This is a genomic window from Achromobacter sp. T5-5 (assembly GCF_055397965.1).
In genome coordinates this window covers 3,829,220-3,850,595 of the sequence record NZ_AP027919.1, presented here as the reverse complement: position 1 = coordinate 3,850,595, position 21,376 = coordinate 3,829,220, and the positions used below count along the sequence as shown (strand labels likewise).

Below are 21,376 nucleotides of genomic sequence, written 5' to 3'. Positions count from 1 at the left end.
ATCATGATGCGTTCGCTGTGGATCGCCAAGACGGGCCTGGAAGGTCAGCAGACCTCCATGGACGTGATTTCCAATAACCTGGCCAACGTCTCCACCAACGGCTTCAAGCGCGGCCGCGCGGTGTTCCAGGACCTGATGTACCAGACCCTGCGCCAGCCGGGCGCCCAGGTGGGCGACGCCACCCAGCTTCCGTCGGGTCTGCAGCTGGGCACCGGCGCGCGCGTGGCCGCCACCGAGCGCATCCACACCACCGGCAACCTGAACAACACCGGCAGCGAAATGGACGTCGCCATCAACGGCCGCGGCTTCCTGCAGGTCGAACTGCCCGACGGCACGCAGGCCTACACGCGCGACGGCGCGCTGCAGCGCGACCAGAACGGCCAGCTCGTCACGGTCAGCGGCTACGTCATCCAGCCGCCGATCAACGTGCCGGACAACGCCCTGTCCATCACCATCGGCAGCGACGGCATGGTGTCCGTGACCCAGCCGGGCGCCGCCGGCGTGAACGTGCAGATCGGCCAGTTGCAGATCGCCACGTTCATCAACCCGACCGGCCTGCAGAGCGTCGGCGAAAACCTGTACCTGGAAACCGACTCGTCGGGTCCGGCCAACCTGCTGCAGCCGGGCGTGGACGGCGCGGGCTCGATCATGCAGAACTACGTCGAGACGTCCAACGTCAACGTGGCCGAAGAACTGGTCAACATGATCACCACGCAGCGCGCCTACGAAATGAACAGCAAGGCCGTCAAGACGTCGGATGAAATGCTGGCCCGCCTGACCCAACTGTGATGCTCATGTCTGTCCTGCGCCTGGTATTTGCGTCCGCGCTGGCCCTGCTGGCGGCTGGCTGCGCCATGATTCCGCCCGAGCCCATCGTGACCGGGCCGACGACGGCGGCGCCGCCGCCGCCGCCTATGCCGCTGGCGCAGCCCACGGGCTCCATCTACCAGCCCACGACTTACGGCAATTACCCCCTGTTCGAAGACCGCCGGCCGCGCAACGTCGGCGACATCGTCACCATCGTCCTGAACGAGCGCACCAATGCGTCCAAGAACGTGGCGACGAACACCAACCGCAGCGGCTCGGCCAGCCTGGGCATTGCCGCGGCGCCTTCGTTCATGGACAGCTGGGCCAACGCCAACCTGAACACCGAAGCCGAGGGCGCCAACGTGTTGCAGGGCAGGGGCGACAGCACGGCCAACAACGCCTTCACCGGCACCATCACCACCACGGTGGTCGGCGTGATGTCCAACGGCAACCTGCAGATCGCCGGCGAAAAGCAGATCGCCATCAACCGCGGCAGCGAATACGTGCGCTTTGCCGGGGTGGTGGATCCGCGCTCCATCACGGGCACGAATACTGTCTCGTCCACCCAGGTGGCCGACGCCCGCATCGAGTACCGCAGCAAGGGCGTCATGGACGAAGTCCAGACCATGGGCTGGCTGCAACGCTTCTTCCTGATCGCTTCGCCGTTCTAAATCATGAAACAACCGACTCCGATATCCGCATTGCTGTCCCTGTTGGCACGGGTGTGCGTCGCCGTCGGGCTGGCCGCGGGCGCCGGCGCGGCGCACGCCGATCGGCTCAAGGATCTGGCAAGCATCCAGGGCGTCCGGGGCAACCAGCTCATCGGCTACGGTCTGGTCGTGGGCCTGGACGGCAGCGGCGACCAGGTGCGCCAGACGCCCTTCACGCAGCAGAGCCTGACCAACATGCTGTCGCAGCTGGGCATCACCGTGCCCGCCGGCAGCAACATGCAGTTGAAGAACGTGGCGGCCGTCATGGTCACGACGACCCTGCCGGCGTTCGCGCGGCCGGGCCAGACGCTGGACGTGGTGGTGTCCTCCATGGGCAACGCCAAGAGCCTGCGCGGCGGCACGCTGCTGATGACGCCGCTCAAGGGTGCGGACAGCCAGGTCTACGCCATCGCGCAGGGCAATATCCTGGTCGGCGGCGCGGGCGCGTCGTCCGGCGGCTCCAGCGTGCAGATCAACCAGTTGAACGGCGGCCGCATCAGCGCGGGCGCCATCGTCGAACGCGGCGTGCCCACCACGTTCTCGCGCGACGGCTACATTCACGTCGAGCTGAACAGCACCGATTTTGGCACGGCGCAGAACGTGGCCACGGCCTTGAATCGCCGCTTCGGGCAGGGCACGGCCACGGCGCTGGATGGCCGGGTCATCCAGGTCCGCACGCCCATGGAGCAGGCTTCGCAGGCCCGCTTCCTGTCGCAGGTCGAGGACCTGCAGGTCACCCGCGCGCCCACCGTCGCCAAGGTCATCATCAATGCGCGCACCGGCTCGGTCGTCATGAACCGCACGGTCATGATCGAAGAGGCCGCGGTGGCGCACGGCAACCTGTCCGTCATCATCAACCGCCAGAACGAGGTCGTCCAACCGGACACGCCGTTCACGCAAGGACAGACGGTGGTGGTGCCCAACACCCAGATCGAGGTGCGCCAGGACAATGGCTCGCTGCAGCGCGTCAGCACCAGCGCCAACCTGGCTGACGTGGTCAAGGGTCTGAACGCCCTGGGCGCCACGCCGCAGGACCTGCTGGCCATCCTGCAGGCGATGAAGAGCGCGGGCGCCTTGCGCGCCGAACTGGAAATCATCTGACGGCCATGGCATACACCCACGATGCGGCCAGCGGCAGCGCCAGGCAGGATTCGGTCTTCGACATGGGCCGCCTGTCGGACCTGAAGCGGGACGTCAAGCAGGACCCCGCCGGGACCGAGCAGCAGAAGCAGGTGGCCAAGCAGTTCGAGGCCCTGTTCCTGCAGATGATGCTCAAGCGCATGCGCGAGGCCACGCCCAAGGAAGGCCTGTTCGATTCCCAGCAGACCCAGATGCTGCAGTCCATGGCGGACGAGCAGCTTGCGCTGCACCTGGCCTCGCCGGGGATCGGGCTGTCGCAGGCGATCCTGGCGCAGATGCAGCAGGGCAAGCCCGGCGAGATGTCGGACGAGGCCATCAAGAGCATCGGCCAGGGCGGCGACCTGGATTTCGGCACGGGCGGTTCGCGCGAGGTGTCGGCGCTGCTGAACGTGATGCGCAACAACCGTCCCGCCGACCGTGCGTTGGCCGCGGCGGAAGGGGCGCCCGATCATGTGGTGGACTTTGTGTCCCGGATGTCGCGCGCGGCCAATCTGGCGTCGCAGCAAAGCGGCGTGCCGGCCCGTCTCATCATGGGCCAGGCGGCGCTGGAATCCGGTTGGGGCAAGCGCGAAATCAAGCACGAGGACGGCAGCACCAGCTTCAACCTCTTCGGGATCAAGGCCGGCGCAAGCTGGAAGGGCAAGGTCGTCAACGTGCTGACCACGGAATACGAGGATGGCGTCGCCAAGAAGGTGACCCAGCCGTTCCGTGCGTACTCCTCCTACGAGGAATCGTTCGCCGATTACGCCCGCCTGATCGGCAACAGTCCGCGCTACGAGAGCGTGACGACGGCCCGCAACGAGATCGAGGCGGCCCGGCGGATCCAGGATGCCGGCTACGCGACGGACCCGCGCTACGCCCAGAAGCTGATCGGCATCATGGGGCAGCTCCGGGGCGCCGCATCCAGCGTGGAAAATTCACGGCGGATGCTGGAAGGACTCTAAATTTGGCTGAGCTCCTGCCGTAAATGGAGTATCCAGAGATAACAGCTGCGGTTACATACGGGGCATTGTCAGCATGAATTTGTACAAAACGGCATTGGGCGGGTTGAACGTGGCGCAGGCTGGCCTGGCCACGACCGGTCATAACATCAACAATGCCACCACGGTCGGCTACAACCGCCAGCGCGTGATGACCTCCACCGCGGGTGCCCAGGCGACGACCAATGGATACATCGGCCGCGGCGTCCAGGTTGATACCGTCGAACGCAGCTACGACAGCTTCCTGTACAAGCAGCTCGTCGGCGCGCAGGGCAGCGGCGCCCAGCTCCAGGCGCAGCTCGACCAGGTCTCGCAGATCAACAACCTGTTCTCGGACCGCACCGTGGGCATCGCCCCGGGCCTGACCAATTTCTTCACCAGCATGAACACGGTGGCCAGCAAGCCCGCGGATCCCGCGGCGCGCGCCGACCTGATCGGCCAGGCCAACAGCCTGACGACCCAGATCCGCTCGGCCTACCAGGAGATGCAGAACCAGCGCGAAGGCCTGAATTCCCAGATCTCCACGACGGTGGACCAGGTCAACAGCTACCTGACCCGCATCGACGACCTGAACCAGCAGATTTCGCTGGCGTCCGGCAAGGCCGGCGGCAGCCCCCCGAACGACCTGCTCGACCAGCGCGACCAGGCCGTCATGGAACTGAACCAGCTCATCGGCATCACGACCTACGAGCAGGGCGACAAGATCAGCATTTCGCTCACCAAGGGCGGCCAGTCGCTGCTCTCGGGCAACTCCATCTATCCGCTGCAGGCCGTGCCGTCGTCGTCCGACGCGGGCCGCACCGTCCTGGCTTACACGCTGCCGGCGGGCACGGGCAAGACCGTCGCGGTCGAGATGAAGGATGCCGACGTTACCGGCGGCAAGCTGGGCGGCCTGCTGCAGTTCCGCGCGTCGTCCCTGGACGTCATGCAGAACCAGCTCGGCCAGATGGCCGTCGGCCTGGCGCTGTCGTTCAACGAACAGCACAACCAGGGCCTGGACCAGAGCGGCAATCCGGGCACGGATTTCTTCAGCATCGGCTCGCCCCAGGGCGTGCCGAACACGCAGAACAAGAGCAACGCACAGATCTCCGGTGAATTCACCAACCTGGCGAACATCAACGCCAAGGACTACGAGATCTCGTTCGACGGCGCCAATTACCAGGTCGTGCGCTTGCCGGAAGGCGCGCAGGTCTACAACGGCCCGGCCACGGGCACGCCGCCCACCGCCACGCTGAACCTCGAAAACGAGATGGGCGTGACGCTGACGATCAACGCGCCGCCCCAGGCCGGCGACAAGTGGTCGCTGTCGCCCACGCGCGACGCCGCCCGCGACATCGAAGTCGTGATCACGGATCCGGACAAGGTCGCCGCGGCCGACGCGGAGGGTGGCGACGCCAACGGCAAGAACGCGCTGAAGCTGGCCCAACTGCAGAACACCAAGCTGCTGGGACACGGCACCATGAGCATCAACGACATGTTCGCGCAGGTCGTGAACACGGTCGGCGTGCAGACGCAGCAGATCAAGACCGCCGCCACCGCGCAGGTCAACCTGATCAAGCAGACCACGGCGGCGCAGCAGGCGGTGTCGGGCGTCAACCTGAACGAAGAGTACGTGAGCCTGTCGCTCTACCAGGAGCAATACCAGGCCAGCGCCCGCATCATCGATGTGGCGAGCACCATTTTTGACACGCTGTTGGGCCTGCGCGGCTGATCAGAACGTTGATTGTGAATACTAGAAAGCATTTCGGAGCTGCACCATGCGTCTGAGCACCACGATGATGTACACGAACGGCCTGAGCGGCGTGCTCGCCCAGGAATCCGACATGAATCGCCTGGTTGAGCAGGTCGGCAGCGGCCGCAAGTTCCTGAGCCCGGCGGACGATCCGCTGGCGGCGTCGCTGTCGATCGGCGTCGCGCAGACGCAGAGCATGAACTCGACGTATGGACTGAACCGCAACACGGCCAAGACCAACCTCGGGCAGGAAGCCAACGTCCTGGACTCGATCACGACCGCATTGCAGGATGTGCGCACGCGCGTCGTGCAGGCCGGCAACGGCACCTTCGCCGACAGCGACCGCCAGGCGTTGTCGACGGCGCTCAAGAGCGCCCGCGACGCGCTGCTGGGCCTGGCCAACAGCACGGACGGCAACGGCCAGTACCTGTTCTCGGGTTACGAGGGCAGCGTCGTGCCGTACGCCCAGGATGCCACCGGCAAGATCGTCTACAGCGGCGCCACCGGCGAACGCACGGTGCAGGTCGACCAGTCGCGCCAGCTTTCCACCAGCGACCTGGGCAGCGACATCTTCAATCGCGCCAACCCGGGTTCGCAGGCGTATGTCGCCACCGCATCGCCGGCCAACGCCGGCACCGCCGAGTTCGGCACCGTGTCGGTCACCCCGAACAGCGCCAACATCGGCAAGAATTTCAGCCTGCAGTTCGAATCCGATCCCGCGACGGGCAACATGGGTTACCGCGTCATCACGACGGAACCGAATGCGACCCCGCCCGTCCCGCCGGTGATCAGCCCCGCGCCGCCGGCCGGTCCGACGGCGTACACGCCGGGCACCAGCATCGACTTCGGCGGCGTCGCCGTGGTGGTCAAGGGCACGCCGCAGAATGGCGACGTGATCGACGTCGAAAACATCCAGTCGGCCGACCTGGACATGTTCGCCACGCTGGACAGCCTGATCAAGGTGCTCGACTCGCCCATCGCGGGCGACGAGAAGGCGCTGGCTCGCCTGAACAATGAACTGGCCACGGCCAACAAGAAGCTGGCCTCGAACTACGACAACGTCCTGACGGTCGGCGCCTCGGTGGGCGCGCGCCTGAACGAGCTGGAGGCGCTGGACGCCACCGGCACGCAAAAGGGCCTGTCGTACTCGAAGTCGCTGTCGGACCTGGAAGACCTGGACTACTACGCCGGCGCCAGCCAGCTCGCGCTGCGGCAGGTGGCCTTGCAGGCGGCCTCGGCCGCGTTCATGACGATCCAGGGGTCCAGCCTGTTCAGCCGCAAGTGATGCGATAAGTTTCGGCGCCGCGCCGGTTCATGGCGCTGCGCGTGGCGCACCTTTCGGACGCTGCCGGCCAGGGGCCGGGGCGTCCGTGGTGCGTGTAGGGTAGGTAGTGTCGTTTTTCGTTGCTCAACGCTCGGATATTTCATGCTTGGTAATTTGAAAGTTCGCACCTGTATCATCCTGGTGCTGTTGCTCTTCTCGGGCGCCATGTTCATCTCGAACGGCGTGGCGTGGATGGGATTGAATTCCAGCAATGACAAGCTGGGACAGATCAACGCCGCCTATTCCGACCAGGCGACGCAGCTCCAGCGCGCCTACAGCATCTTCCTGCGCGGCCGTCTGCTGCTTGCAACGTCGTTGATGGACATGCAGCAGGGCAAGACCGAGCAGTCCACCTCGCAGGCCCAGCGCGCCGATGCGCTGATGGCCGAAGGCGTGAAGACGCTGAATGAATTCCGCAAGGCCCCGCGCATGGCCGGCTCGGAAGACCTGGTGCAGAAGCTCGAGGCGGCCTACAAGCAGTTCGACGACGTCTACCAGCGCCAGTCCTCCGCCCTGAAGAATCTTGCCATCCAGCAATACCTGGACCTGAACGACGCAGGCAGCGCCGCGAACACCGCGTTCCGCGAAGCCGTCAACAACGTGCTGCAGTTCGTCGACACGCGCACCAACGAATTGGCCGCGCAGGCGCAGGACGATCACGACATCTCGCGCATCGTCACCATCGTGATGCTGGCCATCGCGCTGGTGCTGGCCGTCGGCTGCTGGATCTTCATCAACCGCACCGTGCTGCGTCCGCTGCACGAAGCTGGCGACCATTTCGAGAAGATCTCGGCGGGCGATTTCACCGGCCGCATCGAAGTGCGCAGCACCAACGAAATCGGCCACCTGTTCGGCGCCATCAAGCGCATGCAGGAAAGCCTGACCCGCACCGTGTCGACGGTGCGCCGCGGCGTGGACGAGATCAACCTGGGCGCGCGTGAAATCTCGGCCGGCAACACGGACCTGTCCAGCCGCACCGAGCAGCAGGCCGCCTCGCTGGAAGAGACCGCTGCCTCGATGGAAGAGCTGGCCTCGACCGTGAAGCAGAACGCGGACAACGCGCGCCAGGCCAATCAACTGGCCGCCAGCGCGTCGGACGTGGCCGAGCGCGGCGGTTCGGCGGTATCGGAAGTGGTCAGCACCATGCAGGCCATCTCGGCCAGCTCGCGCAAGATCTCGGAAATCGTGTCGGTGATCGACGGCATCGCGTTCCAGACCAACATCCTGGCGCTGAACGCCGCGGTGGAAGCGGCGCGTGCGGGCGAGCAGGGCAAGGGTTTCGCGGTGGTGGCGGGCGAAGTGCGATCGCTGGCGCAGCGCAGCGCGCAAGCGGCCAAGGAAATCAAGGGCCTGATCGAGGATTCCGTGTCCAAGGTGGGCGCGGGTTCGCAGCAGGTCGAACGCGCGGGCTCCACCATGCAGGAAATCGTGGCGTCGGTGAAGCGCGTGACGGACATCATGGGCGAGATCTCGGCGGCGTCCGAGGAACAGTCCAGCGGCATCGACCAGGTGAACCGCGCGGTATCGCAGATGGACGAAGTGACGCAGCAGAACGCGGCGCTGGTGGAAGAGGCCGCGGCCGCCGCCGGTTCGCTGCAGGAACAGGCGCAGCGCCTGGCCGAAGCCGTGTCGGTGTTCAAGATCAACGCAGGCGAAGTGATCGACGTGCCGGCGCGCCAGTTGGCGCAGCAGCACCGTCCGGCCGCCCGCGTGGCGGCACCGCAGGCGGCGCCGGAGCATGCGCCCGCCCAGCCGGCGGAGCAGCCCGAACCGGCGCCCAAGGCCGCGCCCCGTCTGACGCAGGTTGCCCGGCCCAAGCCGGCGGGCGCGACCGCCGCGCGCCCCGTGCGCCGGCCGGCCCCGCGCGCCACCGATGCGGCGGACGTTGCCGCGGCGGCCCCCAAGGCTCCCGCCGCGCGCCGTGCGCCGCCCTCGGATGACGATTGGGAGTCTTTCTGACGGATCGTTCCGCCAGTGCAGTGAACAGGAAGTAGAGAACATCCCCTTTACGGCCCGGCGGCGCGGGGAGCGCCGCCAGGACGACTACCGGAACTACGGAAATGTTTAGCAATCTGAAGGTGCGCACAGGCTTGATGCTTGCCCAATTGGCAGTTGCTCTGGCCGCGCTCGTTGCCATCGTCCTCGGTTGGAACAGCATGCAGTCCAACACCCGGGCGATCAACGCTTTGGATTCTCTGAGCGTCCAGCAGAGCAATCTGATCAAGGATTCCTATACGCAGATGCTGCGCGCGACCATTCGTGCCGACATCGCCGCCGCGCAGCGCGCCGCGGGCGACGCGAACGGCGCCGCCGAGAACTCGCGCATCGTCCAGCAGCTCATCGCCGACGCCAAGACGAAGATGGAGGCGTTCAAGGCCACGCCGAAGCAGAGCGACCTGGGCAAGCGTTCGGAAGGCGAACTGCTGGCTGCGTTCAATGGCTTCGCCGATTCCCTGCAAAGCATGATGGCCGCGCTCGACAAGGGCGACTCGGCGACCTACCTGACGTTGAAGAACACCAAGACGGGCGCCGCGAGCGGGCTCTTTTCCAAGCAGCTTGGCGAGTTCGCGGACAACATCAACAAGTACAGCCAGGAATTGGTGGCCTCGGCGCGCACCCAGGCCTCGGTGATGGCCTATGTCTATATCGCACTGGCTGTGCTGATCCTGGCGGTCTCGCTGGGCGCGTTCCTCTTCATGAACCGCGTCGTGCTGCGTCCGCTGCGCGCCGTGGGCGAGAGCTTCGACAAGATCGCCGCCGGCGACCTGACCGTGCGTGTGGACGTCAATTCCACCAACGAAATCGGCGCGCTGATGGCCGCCGTCAAGCGCATGCAGGAAAGCCTGGCGCGCACCGTGAGCGCGGTGCGCCGGGGCGTGGACGAGATCAACGTCGGTTCGCGCGAAATCTCGGCCGGCAACACCGACCTGTCCAGCCGCACCGAAGAGCAGGCCGCTTCGCTGGAAGAAACGGCCGCCTCGATGGAGCAACTGGCCTCGACCGTGAAGCAGAACGCGGACAACGCGCGCCAGGCCAATCAACTGGCCGCCAGCGCGTCGGACGTGGCCGAGCGCGGCGGTTCGGCGGTGTCGGAAGTGGTCACCACCATGGAAGGCATTTCGGCCAGCTCGCGCAAGATCTCGGAAATCGTGTCGGTCATTGACGGCATCGCGTTCCAGACCAACATCTTGGCGCTGAACGCCGCGGTGGAAGCGGCGCGCGCGGGCGAGCAGGGCAAGGGCTTTGCGGTGGTGGCGGGCGAAGTGCGCTCGCTGGCGCAGCGCAGCGCGCAAGCGGCCAAGGAAATCAAGGGCCTGATCGAGGATTCGGTGTCCAAGGTGGGCGCGGGTTCGCAGCAGGTCGAACGCGCGGGCTCCACCATGCAGGAAATCGTGGCGTCGGTGAAGCGCGTGACGGACATCATGGGCGAGATCTCGGCGGCGTCCGAGGAGCAGTCCAGCGGCATCGACCAGGTGAACCGCGCGGTGTCGCAGATGGACGAAGTGACGCAGCAGAACGCGGCGCTGGTGGAAGAGGCCGCGGCCGCCGCCGGCTCGCTGCAGGAACAGGCGCAGCGCCTGGCCGAAGCGGTGGCGGTGTTCAAGATCAATGCGGGCGAAGTGATCGAAGTGCCGGCGCGCCAGTTGGCGCAACAGCACCGTCCCGCCGCCCGCGTGGCCGCGCCGGCGCCCGAGGCCGAGCCGCAGCCCGCTGCGCCCGCCGCGAAGCCGGCCGCCGTGCGCCTGACGCACTCGGCCCGCGCCAAGCCGGAACCCGCCGCAGGCGCCACGGCTGCGCGTCCGCCGCGCCGGCCCGCGACGCGTCCGGGGCCCGCGGCCAAGCCCGATCCGAAGCCTGCTTCCGCACCGGCCTCCAGCCGACGCCAGGCGCCTTCGGACGATGATTGGGAATCTTTCTGACGCCGGCATCGCCGGCATATAGGCAGGGGTATGCGAGGTTATCTACATCTTCTGGCGGCGGCCGCGTTTGCGGCCTTTCTCGCTGGCTGCGCGGCGACGGGTCACAACTTCGATCCGAGCAAGCTGTCGACCCTGACGCCGGGGCAGACGACGCTGGAAGACGCGGCGCGCGCGCTGACCGCGCCGCCTGCCCAACAATTCAAACAGAGCGACGGCACCTTGCTGGCGCTCTGGTCCTTCAAGATAAGTTTTGTCAACGATGGCCTCTACAGCCGCAAGGATGCGCTGCTGCAGTTCGGCCCTGATGGCCGCCTGATGCGGCTCGTCGACAGCACCAATATTCTGCTGGAACCTTGGGAACGCCAGAAATTGCTGGGACCGGCCCCCGCGCCTGAGACGACTCAGGACTGGGCTCGGCCGGCGACAGAGCCCGAGGTGCAAACGATCTACATTCCGGGTCCGGGCGAACCGGCCGGTCTGGCGCCTCAGGGCAAATAGCCCTGCAGTTCGGCAGAAGACATCGGGCCTCAGGCCCGATGGTCGTCGCCCTGAGTGCATACCCTGTGTAACAGGGCATGTCCACAGGGTGGTTTTTCATTTGGTCAGAGCAGTTCCTGAGGGATGGGGAAATAAATGGAAGCGAGTCTCGAATCCGGTGCAAAGCCCGGCAAGGCCGGCAAGAAAAAAGCCGCGCGCGCACCCAAGGTCAAGCGCAAACTGAGGCTGCGCGACGCCCGCGTCGGCACGATGCTGCTGTGGGTGATGGCGTTCTTCGCACTGCTGATCGCGGCGGTGGGCGGCCTGGCGGCCTACTTCCTGCAAAGCAACTATCAATCGATCCGCGAGGTCAATTCGCTGACCGAGCGCGCCAAGCAGGTCGAGATCATCAACAGCGACATGCTGCGCGCCCGCGTGAGCCTGATGGTGGCGGCGCGCCACCTGCAGGAGTCCGGCTGGGGCAGCGGCGAGAATTCGGCGCGCGACGCGGCCGCGGCGCTCAAGGGCGCGACGGATCTGCTGACCGGCGTGCGCAGCCGCTTCTCCGATTTCCAGAAGAACATGCTCGAGGACGACACTGGCCGCCAGTTGTCGATGAACCTCGTGCGCCGCTACCGCTCGTACATCGATGACGGGGTGGACACGATGGTGGAAGCCCTGCGCAGCGAAGACTATTCGACGTTCTACATGGTGAACAACGAATACGGCACGCCGCGCAGCGCCGCCTTCATCGAGGCGATCGCCCAGTTCGACAAGTACATCAACGACCAGCAGCGCGCCACGATCGACCAGGCCGAAGCGAACTTCAACCTGGCCATGGTGGCGGTCGGCATTGCCGTCGGGCTGGCGCTGCTGCTGATGATTCTTGCCCGCATCCTGTTTGGCCGCCTGGTGGTGCGCCCCTTGGTCGAAGCCGGCCAGCATTTCGACAAGATCGCCGCGGGCGACCTGACCGGCCGCGTGGAAGTGCGGTCGCATAACGAAATCGGCCAGCTTTTCGCGGCGCTCAAGCGCATGCAGGAAAGCCTGACCCGCACCGTGTCGACGGTGCGCCGCGGCGTGGACGAAATCACGGTGGGCTCGCGCGAAATTTCGGCCGGCAACACCGACCTGTCCAGCCGCACCGAAGAGCAGGCCGCTTCGCTGGAAGAGACCGCTGCCTCCATGGAGGAGCTGGCCTCGACCGTGAAGCAGAACGCGGACAACGCGCGCCAGGCCAATCAACTGGCCGCCAGCGCGTCGGACGTGGCCGAGCGCGGCGGTTCGGCGGTGTCGGAAGTGGTGCACACCATGGAAGGCATTTCGGCCAGCTCGCGCAAGATCTCGGAAATCGTGTCGGTCATCGACGGCATCGCGTTCCAGACCAACATCCTGGCGCTGAACGCGGCGGTGGAAGCGGCCCGTGCGGGCGAGCAGGGCAAGGGCTTTGCGGTGGTGGCGGGCGAAGTGCGCTCGCTGGCGCAGCGCAGCGCGCAAGCGGCCAAGGAAATCAAGGGCCTGATCGAGGATTCGGTGTCCAAGGTGGGCGCGGGTTCGCAGCAGGTGGAACGCGCCGGCGCGACGATGCAGGAAATCGTGGCCTCGGTGAAGCGCGTGACGGACATCATGGGCGAGATCTCGGCGGCGTCCGAGGAACAGTCCAGCGGCATCGACCAGGTGAACCGCGCGGTGTCGCAGATGGACGAGGTGACGCAGCAGAACGCGGCGCTGGTGGAAGAGGCCGCGGCCGCCGCCGGCTCGCTGCAGGAACAGGCGCAGCGCCTGGCCGAAGCGGTGGCGGTGTTCAAGATCAATGCGGGCGAAGTGATCGAAGTGCCGGCGCATCAGCTTGGCGGGTACTCCGCGCCGTCGCTGAACTGATCTCCGCGTCATCCCGGGCCGCGCCCGATCCCGCGTTTGCGGGGTCGGCGCGGCTTTTTTCGTCTGGCGCCCGGGTCCGGGGTGTTTTATATGCCCATAAGTTATAAAAACTACGGCTTAAAAAAGTTAAAAAGTAATAAGCACGTTAAGTTTTCATTCAGATGACCGTAAACGTATGAGTGCCTGACCGTTCAGGCCAAGAACACAGTGTTCGATGGCAGCCCGGAATTCGGGAGCCAGACGAAGCGTGCAGCAGCGGATCGATGCGGGGCGTCGTGTCCGGACCCGGTTGAACGCCGTCAGAAGCTACTGTCGTATATGTTGTAACCGGAGACAAAGTCGTGCGCGTCAACTTACCCGTCACCAATGCAGAAACCAAGCTGCGCGAGGATCAGTACCTGATCTCGCGCACGGACACCAAGGGACGCATCGTCTACGCCAACCCCGCGTTCGTCGAAGTCAGCGGCTTCACGCGGGAGGAACTCATCGGCAAGCCCCACAACGTCGTGCGCCATCCCGACATGCCGCCGGAAGCCTACGCGGACCTGTGGGAGACGCTCGAGGCCGGCGAGTCCTGGCTGGGCGTGGTCAAGAATCGCCGCAAGGACGGGGGCTACTACTGGGTGCTGGCCAACGCCACGCCCATCGTCGAGAACGGCGAGGTGGTGGCCTATTCCTCGGTCCGGGTGCGCCCTTCCGACGAACAGATCGAAATGGCCGAGGCGCTCTATGCCCGCATGCGCGAGGGCACGGCCACGGGCGTGCGCATCCTGCGCGGCCGGCCGGTGCGCGCCGGTTGGCGCCGCGGCCTGGATGTGCTGGCCTTTCCGTTCCGCAACAGCGTGCGCAGCCGGATGCTGCGCCATGCCACGCTGTCGTCCGCCATCGTGGCGGCCGCTGGCGGGTATGGAATGCACGCCAACTGGGCCAGCCTGAGCCCGTGGGGCGCGGCGCTGGGTTGCGGCGCCATCGGGCTGGGCATCGTGGCCATCTTCGCGATGGGCTGGAGCCTGTCGCGTTCGCTATTGGAGCCGATGCTCGATGCCGCCAACATGGCGCGCCAGGTGGCCGCCGGCAACCTCACGACGCAGATCGTGCCGGAGTCGGACGATGAAGTGGGCAGCCTGAAGTTCTCGCTGGAAGTCATGCGCAAGAGCCTGATCGGCATTGCGCAGGACGTCTATCGCGGCATCGAGGGCACGACGCATGCCGCCGTGCACATCGCGCGCGGCAACCAGGAACTGGCCGGACGCACGGAAGGGCAGGCCGCCTCGCTGCAGCAGACCGCCGCCAGCATGCAGCAGCTGACGTCCACGGTGCGCCAGAACGCCGACAACGCGCGGCAGGCCAACGAGCTGGCGGCCAGCAGCATGGACGTGGCGCGGCGCGGCGGCGTGGCCGTCGGGCAGGTGGTGAACACCATGCATGGCATTTCGGACAGCTCGCGCAAGATCGCCGACATCGTCACCATCATCGAAGGCATTGCCTTCCAGACCAACATCCTGGCGCTCAATGCCGCGGTCGAGGCCGCGCGCGCGGGCGAGTCCGGCAAGGGCTTCGCGGTGGTCGCCGGCGAAGTCCGCAGCCTGGCGCAAAAGAGCGCCCAGGCCGCCAAGGAGGTCAAGGCGCTGATCGAGGATTCGGTCGACCGGGTCACGGAAGGCTCCGCGCAGGCCGAGCAGGCCGGCGCCACGATGCAGGAGATCGTGGCGGCGGTGCACCGCGTCACCGACATCATCGGCGAGATCTCGCGCGCCTCGCAGGAGCAGTCCACCGGTATCGAGCAGGTGGACACCGCCGTCTCGCAGATGGATGTGATGACCGTGCAGAACACGGCGCTGGTGCAGGAATTGGGCGGCGCGGTGACGCAACTGGGCAACCAGTCGGGTGCGCTGCGCGAGACCATCCGGGTGTTCCGGGTGGTCGGCCAGCACTAGCCGACTGTCCCATGGATAGGCCGGCATGGCGAAACGTGCCGGTTGGGTTCAGGGGCCGGCAAGCTAGCCAGGCGCAAACGATGACGGCCGCGAAAAGCGGCCGTTGTTTCGTGTGCGCCCAGCGTGCGCGTATGCCTTCCCGCAAGTTGGCGGACGGGGACGGCTTTTATGTGCCAGTGACCTGTGGGGGACATGCTGGCGCAGGGTCTACCTGCGCGGCGCTGGCGCCTCGGAACGACAGCCTGGTAATACCAATCGTACTTTTATGATTCTTGCGGCGACCGATACAAAACGCCAGTCCCCAAAATTAAACTCGGCGATTACATCAATCTTTGGAAAGGCATATGACGGCCAGATCCATCATTCGAATCGGCGACACGACTTCTCACGGAGGGACGGTCGTGCAGGGGTTTCCTAGCTACATCGTCTTCGGGCGACCTGCCGCCGGGATGGGGCACATGGTGAGCTGTCCGCGATGTAAGGGCGCCTTTCCCATTGTTGAGGGCGTCTTAGCCCTCGGCATCGATAACAGCTACGTCGCCATCGAGGGGATGAAGACATCTTGTGGCGCAACGCTGATCGCTAGTCAACAATTCGCCAAAGTTGAGTACGGTACCGGGGGCAATATTCAGGCATCAGATGATGCCACGACATTGGCTAATGGCTTGACAGGAGGTGCAGCCAAGCAGAAAGCGCCGCTTTACGAGAGCCTTCGCCAGGCCGATTGCGATCACACCAACACGGCCATCCCGCTGGCTGATTTTATCGTTCGAGAAATGAAGACCAACCCATTCTCGATCGTGGGCCGGCAAATCCATGACGCAAACAGCTATGACCTCAAGGCATACAGCGATGCGTGGGAGCTCGCACCGTGGTATAGCAAGCTCTCAGGCAGGAAAACCTATTTGCAGGCGCTTGCCGAGCAAAAGCTTTGGGCGTATACACTTTTCGCCGATATCATCGGGCCGGGCCGCCCCTGGGATCACAAACCCGTTTTGAAGAAGATGTTGGGAAAAGACTTCAATAATGGATGGCAAAAGCTTGGCGATTTCGACTATTACTATGACATCTGGTCCAACATCCACTATGGATATGTTGGCGTTGCCCTCGGTTTTACTGCTGCCGAGCTCGTCAACTCCGCGGGCCTGGCGCAGGCGCTACTCGATTCATACCAAGCCGCAATGGATAAGCGATGGCCGACGATGCAGCACCATCCTGAAAATGGACCTTGGCCCGCGAGCGCCGATGATGTCCCGGACCACATTTCCATCAAGCTCGGTTGCGACCTCTACGCCGATGCCAAACCTCACGAGTTGACGACAGCGACACTGCTTCAATGGGTCGACGGGGTGCCAATACCTTGGGGGACTGGCCGAAATTCGGCGAAAGAGCCGCATACCTGCAACCGCTGAATGAAAAGACCCAATGCCTCGTTTACTTAAGTTATTAGGCTGTATTGTTGGCTTCTTGGTCCTGCTTTGGACCTCCGTGGCGCTTTGGGGAACCTTCTCACCGATGGTGTTGCTTCACTACTCCAAGACGGCGACGGAGCAAATTGGCGTGTTTTTCAATGACAACCATGACACATCGAAATTCGAGATGCGCCCTGGGCAGACCGTGGCCCGCTACACCGCAATGTTCCCTAAACCTGATATGTGGCTGCTACTCACGTTCCCCGGTCAAAGTTCTGATTCGCTCGAAATCACCAAACCATTTAGGCGGATAGACGTCTGTATCGGGCCCGATGCGAAGATTGCAAGGGTAGAAATACGTCATGGGTTTTTTGACCGTTTCAGGGGCCCGAACCCGCCGTGTGAAACGCTGCCTACGCACTGAGTTGTGTACGATGCACTCAGAGCGCGAATCAGACCAAAAATCGGCCGCAACATGCGGCCGTTGTTTCGTCAGCCGGAAGTCGTGCCCCGTTCGGGGCTGGCGCGGGCTACCTTCCCGCCAGCGCGTCCACGACGCGGCTCATCGCCGTCAGCCCCGATTCGAACAGCGATTCCAGGAACGGGCCGGCATGCGGCAGCACGATGGTCAGCACGGTCACGCCAATGATGAGGGTGACGGGAAAGCCCACCGAAAACACGGAAAGCTGCTGGGCGGCGCGGTTCAGGATGCCCATCGCCAGGTTGATGGTCAACAGGGCGCAAATCAGCGGCAGCGCCAGCAGCAGGCCGGAGACGAACACGGTCTTGCCCCATTCCACCACCGTGCCCCAGCCATTCTGGTGCAGCTGGATCATCGCGATGGGCAGCGTGTCAAAGGACCGCACCAGCGCCGCCAGCACCAGCAGGTGCCCGTCCAGCGCCAGAAAGGTCAGCATCGCGACGATGTTGAACAGGCGCGACAGCACGGCGGTGTTCGCGCCCGAGCTGGGATCGAAGAAGGACGCGAACGACAGGCCCATCTGCAGGCCGACGAATTCCCCCGCCGTCTGCACGGCGGCGAACACCAGCCGCATGGTAAAGCCCATGGCGATGCCGATCAGCACCTGCTGCATCACCATCCAGAGGCCGGCATAGGAGCCGGGCGCCACGGGCGGCATGGGGTCCAGTGCGGGGCTGATCGCCACGGCCAGGACGAAGGACAGTCCCACCTTCACCTTGATGGGAATCAGCGACTCGGAAAACAGCGGTGCGGTGCCCACGAGCGCCAGGATACGCACGAACGGCCAGAGGAACTGGCCGATCCAGCCGTTGAGCTGCTCAAGCGTGAAGGCGATCATGGCGGAACGGCCAGGGTCCGGCGGCGGGCGCCGCTCAGGACACCAGCATGGGGATCTGGCCGATGAGCTGCCGGATGTAGTCGACCATCACGCCGATCAGCCAGGGGCCAAGCAGCACCAGCACGCCGCACATGGCCAGCAGCTTCGGAATGAACGACAGCGTCATTTCATTGATCTGCGTGGCGGCCTGGAAAATGCTGATGACCAGGCCCACCACCAGCGTGACGAGCAGGAGGGGACCGGCCATCGCCAGGACGATCTTCATCGCCTGGTAGGTCATGGTCATGACGGTTTCGGCGGTCATGGCGATCTCCTTGCGGCGTTACTGGTAGAAGCTCTGGGCCAGCGAGCCCATGAGCAGGTTCCAGCCGTCGGCCAGCACGAACAGCATCAGCTTGAAGGGCAGCGCCACGGTGACGGGCGGCACCATCATCATGCCCAGCGCCATCAGCACGCTGGCGACCACCAGGTCGATGATGAGGAACGGAATGAAGATGGTGAAGCCGATCTGGAACGCGGTCTTCAGTTCGCTGGTGATGAAGGCGGGCACCAGGATGCGCATGGGCACCTGTGAGGGGTCTTCCAGCGCGGGCTGTTTGGCCAGATTGGCAAAAAGCGACAGGTCGTTCTCGCGCGTCTGGTGCAGCATGAAGGTGCGCAGCGGGGCCGCGGCGCGTTCGACCGCGGCTTCGAACTGGATCGACCCTTCCGACAGCGGCTTGTAGGCGTCGGTGTAGATCTTGTCGAACACCGGGGACATCGTATAGAAGGTCAGGAACAGCGACAGGCCGATCAGGACGTGGTTGGGCGGCGACATGGCCGTGCCCATGGCGCTGCGCAAGAGGCCCAGCACGATGATGATGCGCGTGAAGCCCGTCATCATCAGCAGCGCCGCCGGCAGGAACGACAGCGACGTCATCAGCAGCATGGTCTGCATGCTGAGCGAATACGTCTGCGAACCGTCCGCGCCCGGCGTGGCCGTCAGCGCGGGCAGGGTGGCTTGCGCCACCACCCCGGTCGGGAAGAAGGCCAGCCCCAGGACCGCGGCGGCGGCCAGCATGGGCAGCGCGCGATGGCCGGCGCGGGAGCAAGTCGTGCGGGTGGGCAAACTCATGGGTATCGCTTGAATCGCGCCGGGGCGTGTGGCCCTAGCGGCGCTTGAGGGCCTGGCCCAGCTTGGCCGCAAAGGCGGCCGCGGGCAGAGGCGAACCCTCCGGCAACTGGCCGGCGGGCAGGGTATGCAGGGTGGTGAGCTGGTTCGGGCCGACGCCCACCACCAGCCAGGTGTCTTCGATCTCGACGACGACGACGCTTTGGCGCGGACCGACCGGCAGGCTGGCGACGTGCCGCAGCAGGTTGCCCCCGCCGCGCTGCACCAGTCCGGCGCGTTTCGCCAGCCACGCCGCCACCAGGATGGCGGCCACCACCAGCACGAGGCCGATGATGACGCGCAGCAGGGCAGATTCGGTCATGGCGCCGGACGTCAACGACGGTTGTTCAAGCGGTTGATCCGCTCGGACGGGGTAATGATGTCGGTCAGGCGGATGCCGTACTTTTCTTCGACGACCACGACTTCTCCCTGGGCGATCAGGTAGCCGTTGACGAAGATGTCCATCGGCTCGCCGGCCAGGCCGTCGAGTTCGACCACGGAGCCCTGGCCCAGTTGGAGCAGGTTCTTGATGGTCAGGCGGGTGCGGCCCAGTTCGACCGTCAACTGGACGGGCACGTCCATGATCAGGTCGATATCGGTGCCCTGGCCGGGCGCGGTGCCGGCCAGCGGCTTGAACACGGATTGCGACGCCGATTGCGCGGCGGCCGGTGCCGCGGCGGCCGGGGCCGGGGCAGCGGGCGCAGCGGGTGCTGCGGCGGCCGGCGCGGGTGTGGCAGCCTGTTCGGCCATGGCGGCCGCCCAGTCATCCTGCGGCTTCAGACCGTCGGCTTGCGTGGGCGGGTTGGCGCGGGATTGTTCGGCGAGCGCGTCGGCCCAGTCGTCGGCCGGGGACGAGCCAGTGCCGGGCTCGTTCTTGTCAGTCATGGTCAGAGGCCTCGTTGGGTTCTGTATCGTGGGTAAACAGGTTCTGTACGCGCAGGGCGTATTGGCCGTTGAAAACGCCGTAGCCGCATTCCATCAGCGGCACGCCGTCGACGTGGGCGATGACGGTTTCGGGCACGTCGACCGGAAGGACGTCGCCGACCTTCAGGCTCATCAGTTCGCGGATCGACGAGGGGATGCGGGCGAATTCCGCGACCACGTCGATGTCGGCGCTGCGCACCTGGCGCGAAAGCTGTTGCGACCAGCGCTGATCGACCTCTTCGAGCGTGGTCTCCTGCAGCGGGCGCGTCAGCAGGTCGCGCACCGGCTCGATCATGGAGTAGGGCAGGCAGATGTTCAGGTCGCCGCCGGTCGCGCCGAATTCGATATGGAACGAGGAGACGACCACCACTTCGTTGTTGCCGGTGATGCTGGCGAACTTGGTGTGCATCTCCGAGCGGACGTATTCGAACTCGATCGGATAGACGGGGTCCCAGGACTTGCCGTAGCTTTCCAGGGTCAGGTTGAGCAGGCGCCGGATGATGCGCTGTTCGGTGGTGGTGAAGTCGCGGCCCTCGACGCGCGTGTGGTAGCGGCCATCGCCGCCGAACAGGCTGTCGATGACCAGGAACACCAGGTTCGGGTCATACGTGAAGAGCGCCGTGCCGCGCAGCGGCTTCATCTGAATCATGTTCAGATTGCTGGGAACCGGCAGGTTGCGCTCGAAGTCCGCGTACTTCTGGATCTTGATCGAGCCGACGGTGATGTCGGCGCTGCGGCGCATGAAGTTCAGCAACACGTTGCGCATGTTGCGCGCAAACCGTTCGTTGATGAGCTCCAGCGTCTGCATGCGGCGCCGGACGACGCGCTCGGGCGAGCTCAGGTCGTAGGCGCGCGCGCCGGCGTTCTGGCCCTCGGATTCCTTCTTGCTATCGCTCTCGCCGGTGACGCCGGCCAGCAGCGCATCGACTTCGTCCTGCGAAAGAAACGCCTCGTAGGCCATGCTTATTGCACCACGAACGCCGTGAACAGCACGTCGGTGACGTACTGGCCGTCAGGCAGGGGCGAGAAGGGGCGGTTCACGGCCTGCTTGATGGCCGCGACCATGTCGTTCTTGCCCTGTTGCGTCTGCACGGCGGTGGGCGACTGCGACGACAGCACCATCAGGATGCGGCTGCGCACTTCGGGCATGTACTTTTCCAGGCGCGTGCGGGTCTGTTCGTCGCTCACGCGCAGGGTCAGGCCGACGTGCATGATGCGCTCGGTCTCCGCGTTCTGCAGCGTGACCGTGAAGGCTTCGATCGGCACGAAGATCGGGGCGGGCACGGCGATGGGAGTGGCGGACGGCGCGACGAAGGTCGTCGGCGTGGCCTGGGGGCCTTGTCCGGCTTGGCCGGCCTGGCCCGGCTGCACGGGTTGGCCGGCGGGCGCCTGGCCCACGCCGAGCTGCACCGGCGCGCCGCCTTGCGGCTGCTGCATGCGCTGGGTGATGAACCAGGTCGCGCCCGCGCTGGCAGCCGCAACGATCAGCAGCACCAGGATCGCCAGCAGCGGGCGAAGGATGCGGCCGATGCCGCCGGAAGTCGACGCGCCGCGCGCCGGTGCGGGAATGGGTTTGATTGTCGCCATCTGGATTTCGATGCGTGTTTGCCGCTGGTGAAAACGGATTCTTAGTGGATGAAAGCATTCTGCCCGAAATCCCGCC

The 21,376-nt window shown here is 65.2% G+C and carries 20 protein-coding genes; 13 read left to right on the top strand and 7 right to left on the bottom strand.

The features are described from left to right. Positions 1-3 precede the first annotated feature (3 nt). The 13 genes from flgG (at position 4) to ACZ50Q_RS17480 (ending at position 16,744) form a co-directional block, all read left to right on the top strand. Positions 4-789: a flagellar basal-body rod protein FlgG gene (gene flgG, locus ACZ50Q_RS17540; protein ID WP_076521344.1), complete on the top strand. Its 786-nt coding sequence runs from the start codon at positions 4-6 to the stop codon at positions 787-789. Then, positions 789-1,478 (top strand): flagellar basal body L-ring protein FlgH, encoded by a 690-nt coding sequence (locus ACZ50Q_RS17535; RefSeq protein WP_092582857.1) that lies wholly within the window; start codon positions 789-791, stop codon positions 1,476-1,478. The genes flgG and ACZ50Q_RS17535 overlap by 1 nt, the downstream gene beginning before the upstream one ends. 3 nt (positions 1,479-1,481) lie before the next feature. Next, complete coding sequence (locus ACZ50Q_RS17530; RefSeq protein WP_092582858.1) at positions 1,482-2,618, top strand: flagellar basal body P-ring protein FlgI; 1,137 nt, start codon at positions 1,482-1,484, stop codon at positions 2,616-2,618. Positions 2,619-2,623: 5 nt separating this feature from the next. After that, entirely contained in the window at positions 2,624-3,601 is a 978-nt protein-coding gene (gene flgJ, locus ACZ50Q_RS17525; protein WP_092582859.1) for a flagellar assembly peptidoglycan hydrolase FlgJ, read from the top strand. A 73-nt stretch (positions 3,602-3,674) separates the two neighbouring features. Then, a complete protein-coding gene (gene flgK / locus ACZ50Q_RS17520; RefSeq protein ID WP_092582860.1) occupies positions 3,675-5,348 on the top strand; it encodes a flagellar hook-associated protein FlgK in 1,674 nt (557 codons plus the stop codon). 46 nt (positions 5,349-5,394) lie between these two features. Then, the gene (gene flgL, locus ACZ50Q_RS17515; RefSeq protein ID WP_092582861.1) at positions 5,395-6,654 is read left to right on the top strand and encodes a flagellar hook-associated protein FlgL; all 1,260 of its coding nucleotides are present in this window, start codon (positions 5,395-5,397) and stop codon (positions 6,652-6,654) included. 141 nt (positions 6,655-6,795) lie between these two features. Continuing rightward, positions 6,796-8,652, top strand: a complete 1,857-nt coding sequence (locus tag ACZ50Q_RS17510; protein ID WP_464079109.1) for a methyl-accepting chemotaxis protein — start codon at positions 6,796-6,798, stop codon at positions 8,650-8,652. Between the two features lie 101 nt (positions 8,653-8,753). Then, complete coding sequence (locus ACZ50Q_RS17505; protein ID WP_464079108.1) at positions 8,754-10,613, top strand: methyl-accepting chemotaxis protein; 1,860 nt, start codon at positions 8,754-8,756, stop codon at positions 10,611-10,613. Positions 10,614-10,643: 30 nt separating this feature from the next. Further along, positions 10,644-11,111 (top strand): hypothetical protein, encoded by a 468-nt coding sequence (locus ACZ50Q_RS17500; RefSeq protein ID WP_464079107.1) that lies wholly within the window; start codon positions 10,644-10,646, stop codon positions 11,109-11,111. Between the two features lie 135 nt (positions 11,112-11,246). Beyond that, complete coding sequence (locus ACZ50Q_RS17495) at positions 11,247-12,971, top strand: methyl-accepting chemotaxis protein (RefSeq protein ID WP_076521335.1); 1,725 nt, start codon at positions 11,247-11,249, stop codon at positions 12,969-12,971. Between the two features lie 341 nt (positions 12,972-13,312). Beyond that, positions 13,313-14,908, top strand: coding sequence for a methyl-accepting chemotaxis protein (locus ACZ50Q_RS17490; protein WP_464079106.1), 1,596 nt, complete (start codon positions 13,313-13,315; stop codon positions 14,906-14,908). A gap of 344 nt (positions 14,909-15,252) precedes the next feature. Then, positions 15,253-16,320 (top strand): PAAR domain-containing protein, encoded by a 1,068-nt coding sequence (locus tag ACZ50Q_RS17485; protein ID WP_464079105.1) that lies wholly within the window; start codon positions 15,253-15,255, stop codon positions 16,318-16,320. 13 nt (positions 16,321-16,333) lie between these two features. Then, on the top strand, positions 16,334-16,744 hold the full coding sequence (locus ACZ50Q_RS17480) for a hypothetical protein (RefSeq protein WP_139208596.1): 411 nt from the start codon (positions 16,334-16,336) through the stop codon (positions 16,742-16,744). A gap of 106 nt (positions 16,745-16,850) precedes the next feature. On the opposite strand, the gene fliR is transcribed toward ACZ50Q_RS17480, so the two are convergent. Genes fliR through fliL form a run of 7 tightly spaced genes read right to left on the bottom strand, consistent with a single transcriptional unit; the run spans position 16,851 to position 21,300 of the window. Further along, complete coding sequence (gene fliR / locus ACZ50Q_RS17475; RefSeq protein WP_092582283.1) at positions 16,851-17,639, bottom strand: flagellar biosynthetic protein FliR; 789 nt, start codon at positions 17,637-17,639, stop codon at positions 16,851-16,853. A 34-nt stretch (positions 17,640-17,673) separates the two neighbouring features. Further along, positions 17,674-17,943: a flagellar biosynthesis protein FliQ gene (fliQ, locus tag ACZ50Q_RS17470; protein ID WP_008163193.1), complete on the bottom strand. Its 270-nt coding sequence runs from the start codon at positions 17,941-17,943 to the stop codon at positions 17,674-17,676. 18 nt (positions 17,944-17,961) lie between these two features. Beyond that, positions 17,962-18,753 (bottom strand): flagellar type III secretion system pore protein FliP, encoded by a 792-nt coding sequence (gene fliP, locus ACZ50Q_RS17465; RefSeq protein WP_464079104.1) that lies wholly within the window; start codon positions 18,751-18,753, stop codon positions 17,962-17,964. 34 nt (positions 18,754-18,787) lie between these two features. Next, positions 18,788-19,111 (bottom strand): flagellar biosynthetic protein FliO, encoded by a 324-nt coding sequence (gene fliO / locus ACZ50Q_RS17460; RefSeq protein ID WP_076522135.1) that lies wholly within the window; start codon positions 19,109-19,111, stop codon positions 18,788-18,790. A gap of 11 nt (positions 19,112-19,122) precedes the next feature. Continuing rightward, positions 19,123-19,674, bottom strand: coding sequence for a flagellar motor switch protein FliN (gene fliN, locus ACZ50Q_RS17455; protein ID WP_464079103.1), 552 nt, complete (start codon positions 19,672-19,674; stop codon positions 19,123-19,125). After that, the gene (gene fliM, locus ACZ50Q_RS17450) at positions 19,667-20,674 is read right to left on the bottom strand and encodes a flagellar motor switch protein FliM (protein WP_076521331.1); all 1,008 of its coding nucleotides are present in this window, start codon (positions 20,672-20,674) and stop codon (positions 19,667-19,669) included. The genes fliN and fliM overlap by 8 nt, the downstream gene beginning before the upstream one ends. A 2-nt stretch (positions 20,675-20,676) precedes the next feature. Further along, a complete protein-coding gene (fliL, locus tag ACZ50Q_RS17445) occupies positions 20,677-21,300 on the bottom strand; it encodes a flagellar basal body-associated protein FliL (RefSeq protein ID WP_464079102.1) in 624 nt (207 codons plus the stop codon). Positions 21,301-21,376: the final 76 nt, after the last annotated feature.

Bases quoted from the DNA above. Each gene is read 5' to 3' on its own strand.
- flgG (WP_076521344.1), top strand. From the start codon at position 4: ATGATGCGTTCGCTGTGGATCGCCAAGACGGGCCTGGAAGGTCAGCAG.
- ACZ50Q_RS17535 (WP_092582857.1), top strand. From the start codon at position 789: ATGCTCATGTCTGTCCTGCGCCTGGTATTTGCGTCCGCGCTGGCCCTG.
- ACZ50Q_RS17530 (WP_092582858.1), top strand. From the start codon at position 1,482: ATGAAACAACCGACTCCGATATCCGCATTGCTGTCCCTGTTGGCACGG.
- flgJ (WP_092582859.1), top strand. From the start codon at position 2,624: ATGGCATACACCCACGATGCGGCCAGCGGCAGCGCCAGGCAGGATTCG.
- flgK (WP_092582860.1), top strand. From the start codon at position 3,675: ATGAATTTGTACAAAACGGCATTGGGCGGGTTGAACGTGGCGCAGGCT.
- flgL (WP_092582861.1), top strand. From the start codon at position 5,395: ATGCGTCTGAGCACCACGATGATGTACACGAACGGCCTGAGCGGCGTG.
- ACZ50Q_RS17510 (WP_464079109.1), top strand. From the start codon at position 6,796: ATGCTTGGTAATTTGAAAGTTCGCACCTGTATCATCCTGGTGCTGTTG.
- ACZ50Q_RS17505 (WP_464079108.1), top strand. From the start codon at position 8,754: ATGTTTAGCAATCTGAAGGTGCGCACAGGCTTGATGCTTGCCCAATTG.
- ACZ50Q_RS17500 (WP_464079107.1), top strand. From the start codon at position 10,644: ATGCGAGGTTATCTACATCTTCTGGCGGCGGCCGCGTTTGCGGCCTTT.
- ACZ50Q_RS17495 (WP_076521335.1), top strand. From the start codon at position 11,247: ATGGAAGCGAGTCTCGAATCCGGTGCAAAGCCCGGCAAGGCCGGCAAG.
- ACZ50Q_RS17485 (WP_464079105.1), top strand. From the start codon at position 15,253: ATGACGGCCAGATCCATCATTCGAATCGGCGACACGACTTCTCACGGA.
- ACZ50Q_RS17480 (WP_139208596.1), top strand. From the start codon at position 16,334: ATGCCTCGTTTACTTAAGTTATTAGGCTGTATTGTTGGCTTCTTGGTC.
- fliR (WP_092582283.1), bottom strand. From the start codon at position 17,639: ATGATCGCCTTCACGCTTGAGCAGCTCAACGGCTGGATCGGCCAGTTC.
- fliQ (WP_008163193.1), bottom strand. From the start codon at position 17,943: ATGACCGCCGAAACCGTCATGACCATGACCTACCAGGCGATGAAGATC.
- fliP (WP_464079104.1), bottom strand. From the start codon at position 18,753: ATGAGTTTGCCCACCCGCACGACTTGCTCCCGCGCCGGCCATCGCGCG.
- fliO (WP_076522135.1), bottom strand. From the start codon at position 19,111: ATGACCGAATCTGCCCTGCTGCGCGTCATCATCGGCCTCGTGCTGGTG.
- fliN (WP_464079103.1), bottom strand. From the start codon at position 19,674: ATGACTGACAAGAACGAGCCCGGCACTGGCTCGTCCCCGGCCGACGAC.
- fliM (WP_076521331.1), bottom strand. From the start codon at position 20,674: ATGGCCTACGAGGCGTTTCTTTCGCAGGACGAAGTCGATGCGCTGCTG.
- fliL (WP_464079102.1), bottom strand. From the start codon at position 21,300: ATGGCGACAATCAAACCCATTCCCGCACCGGCGCGCGGCGCGTCGACT.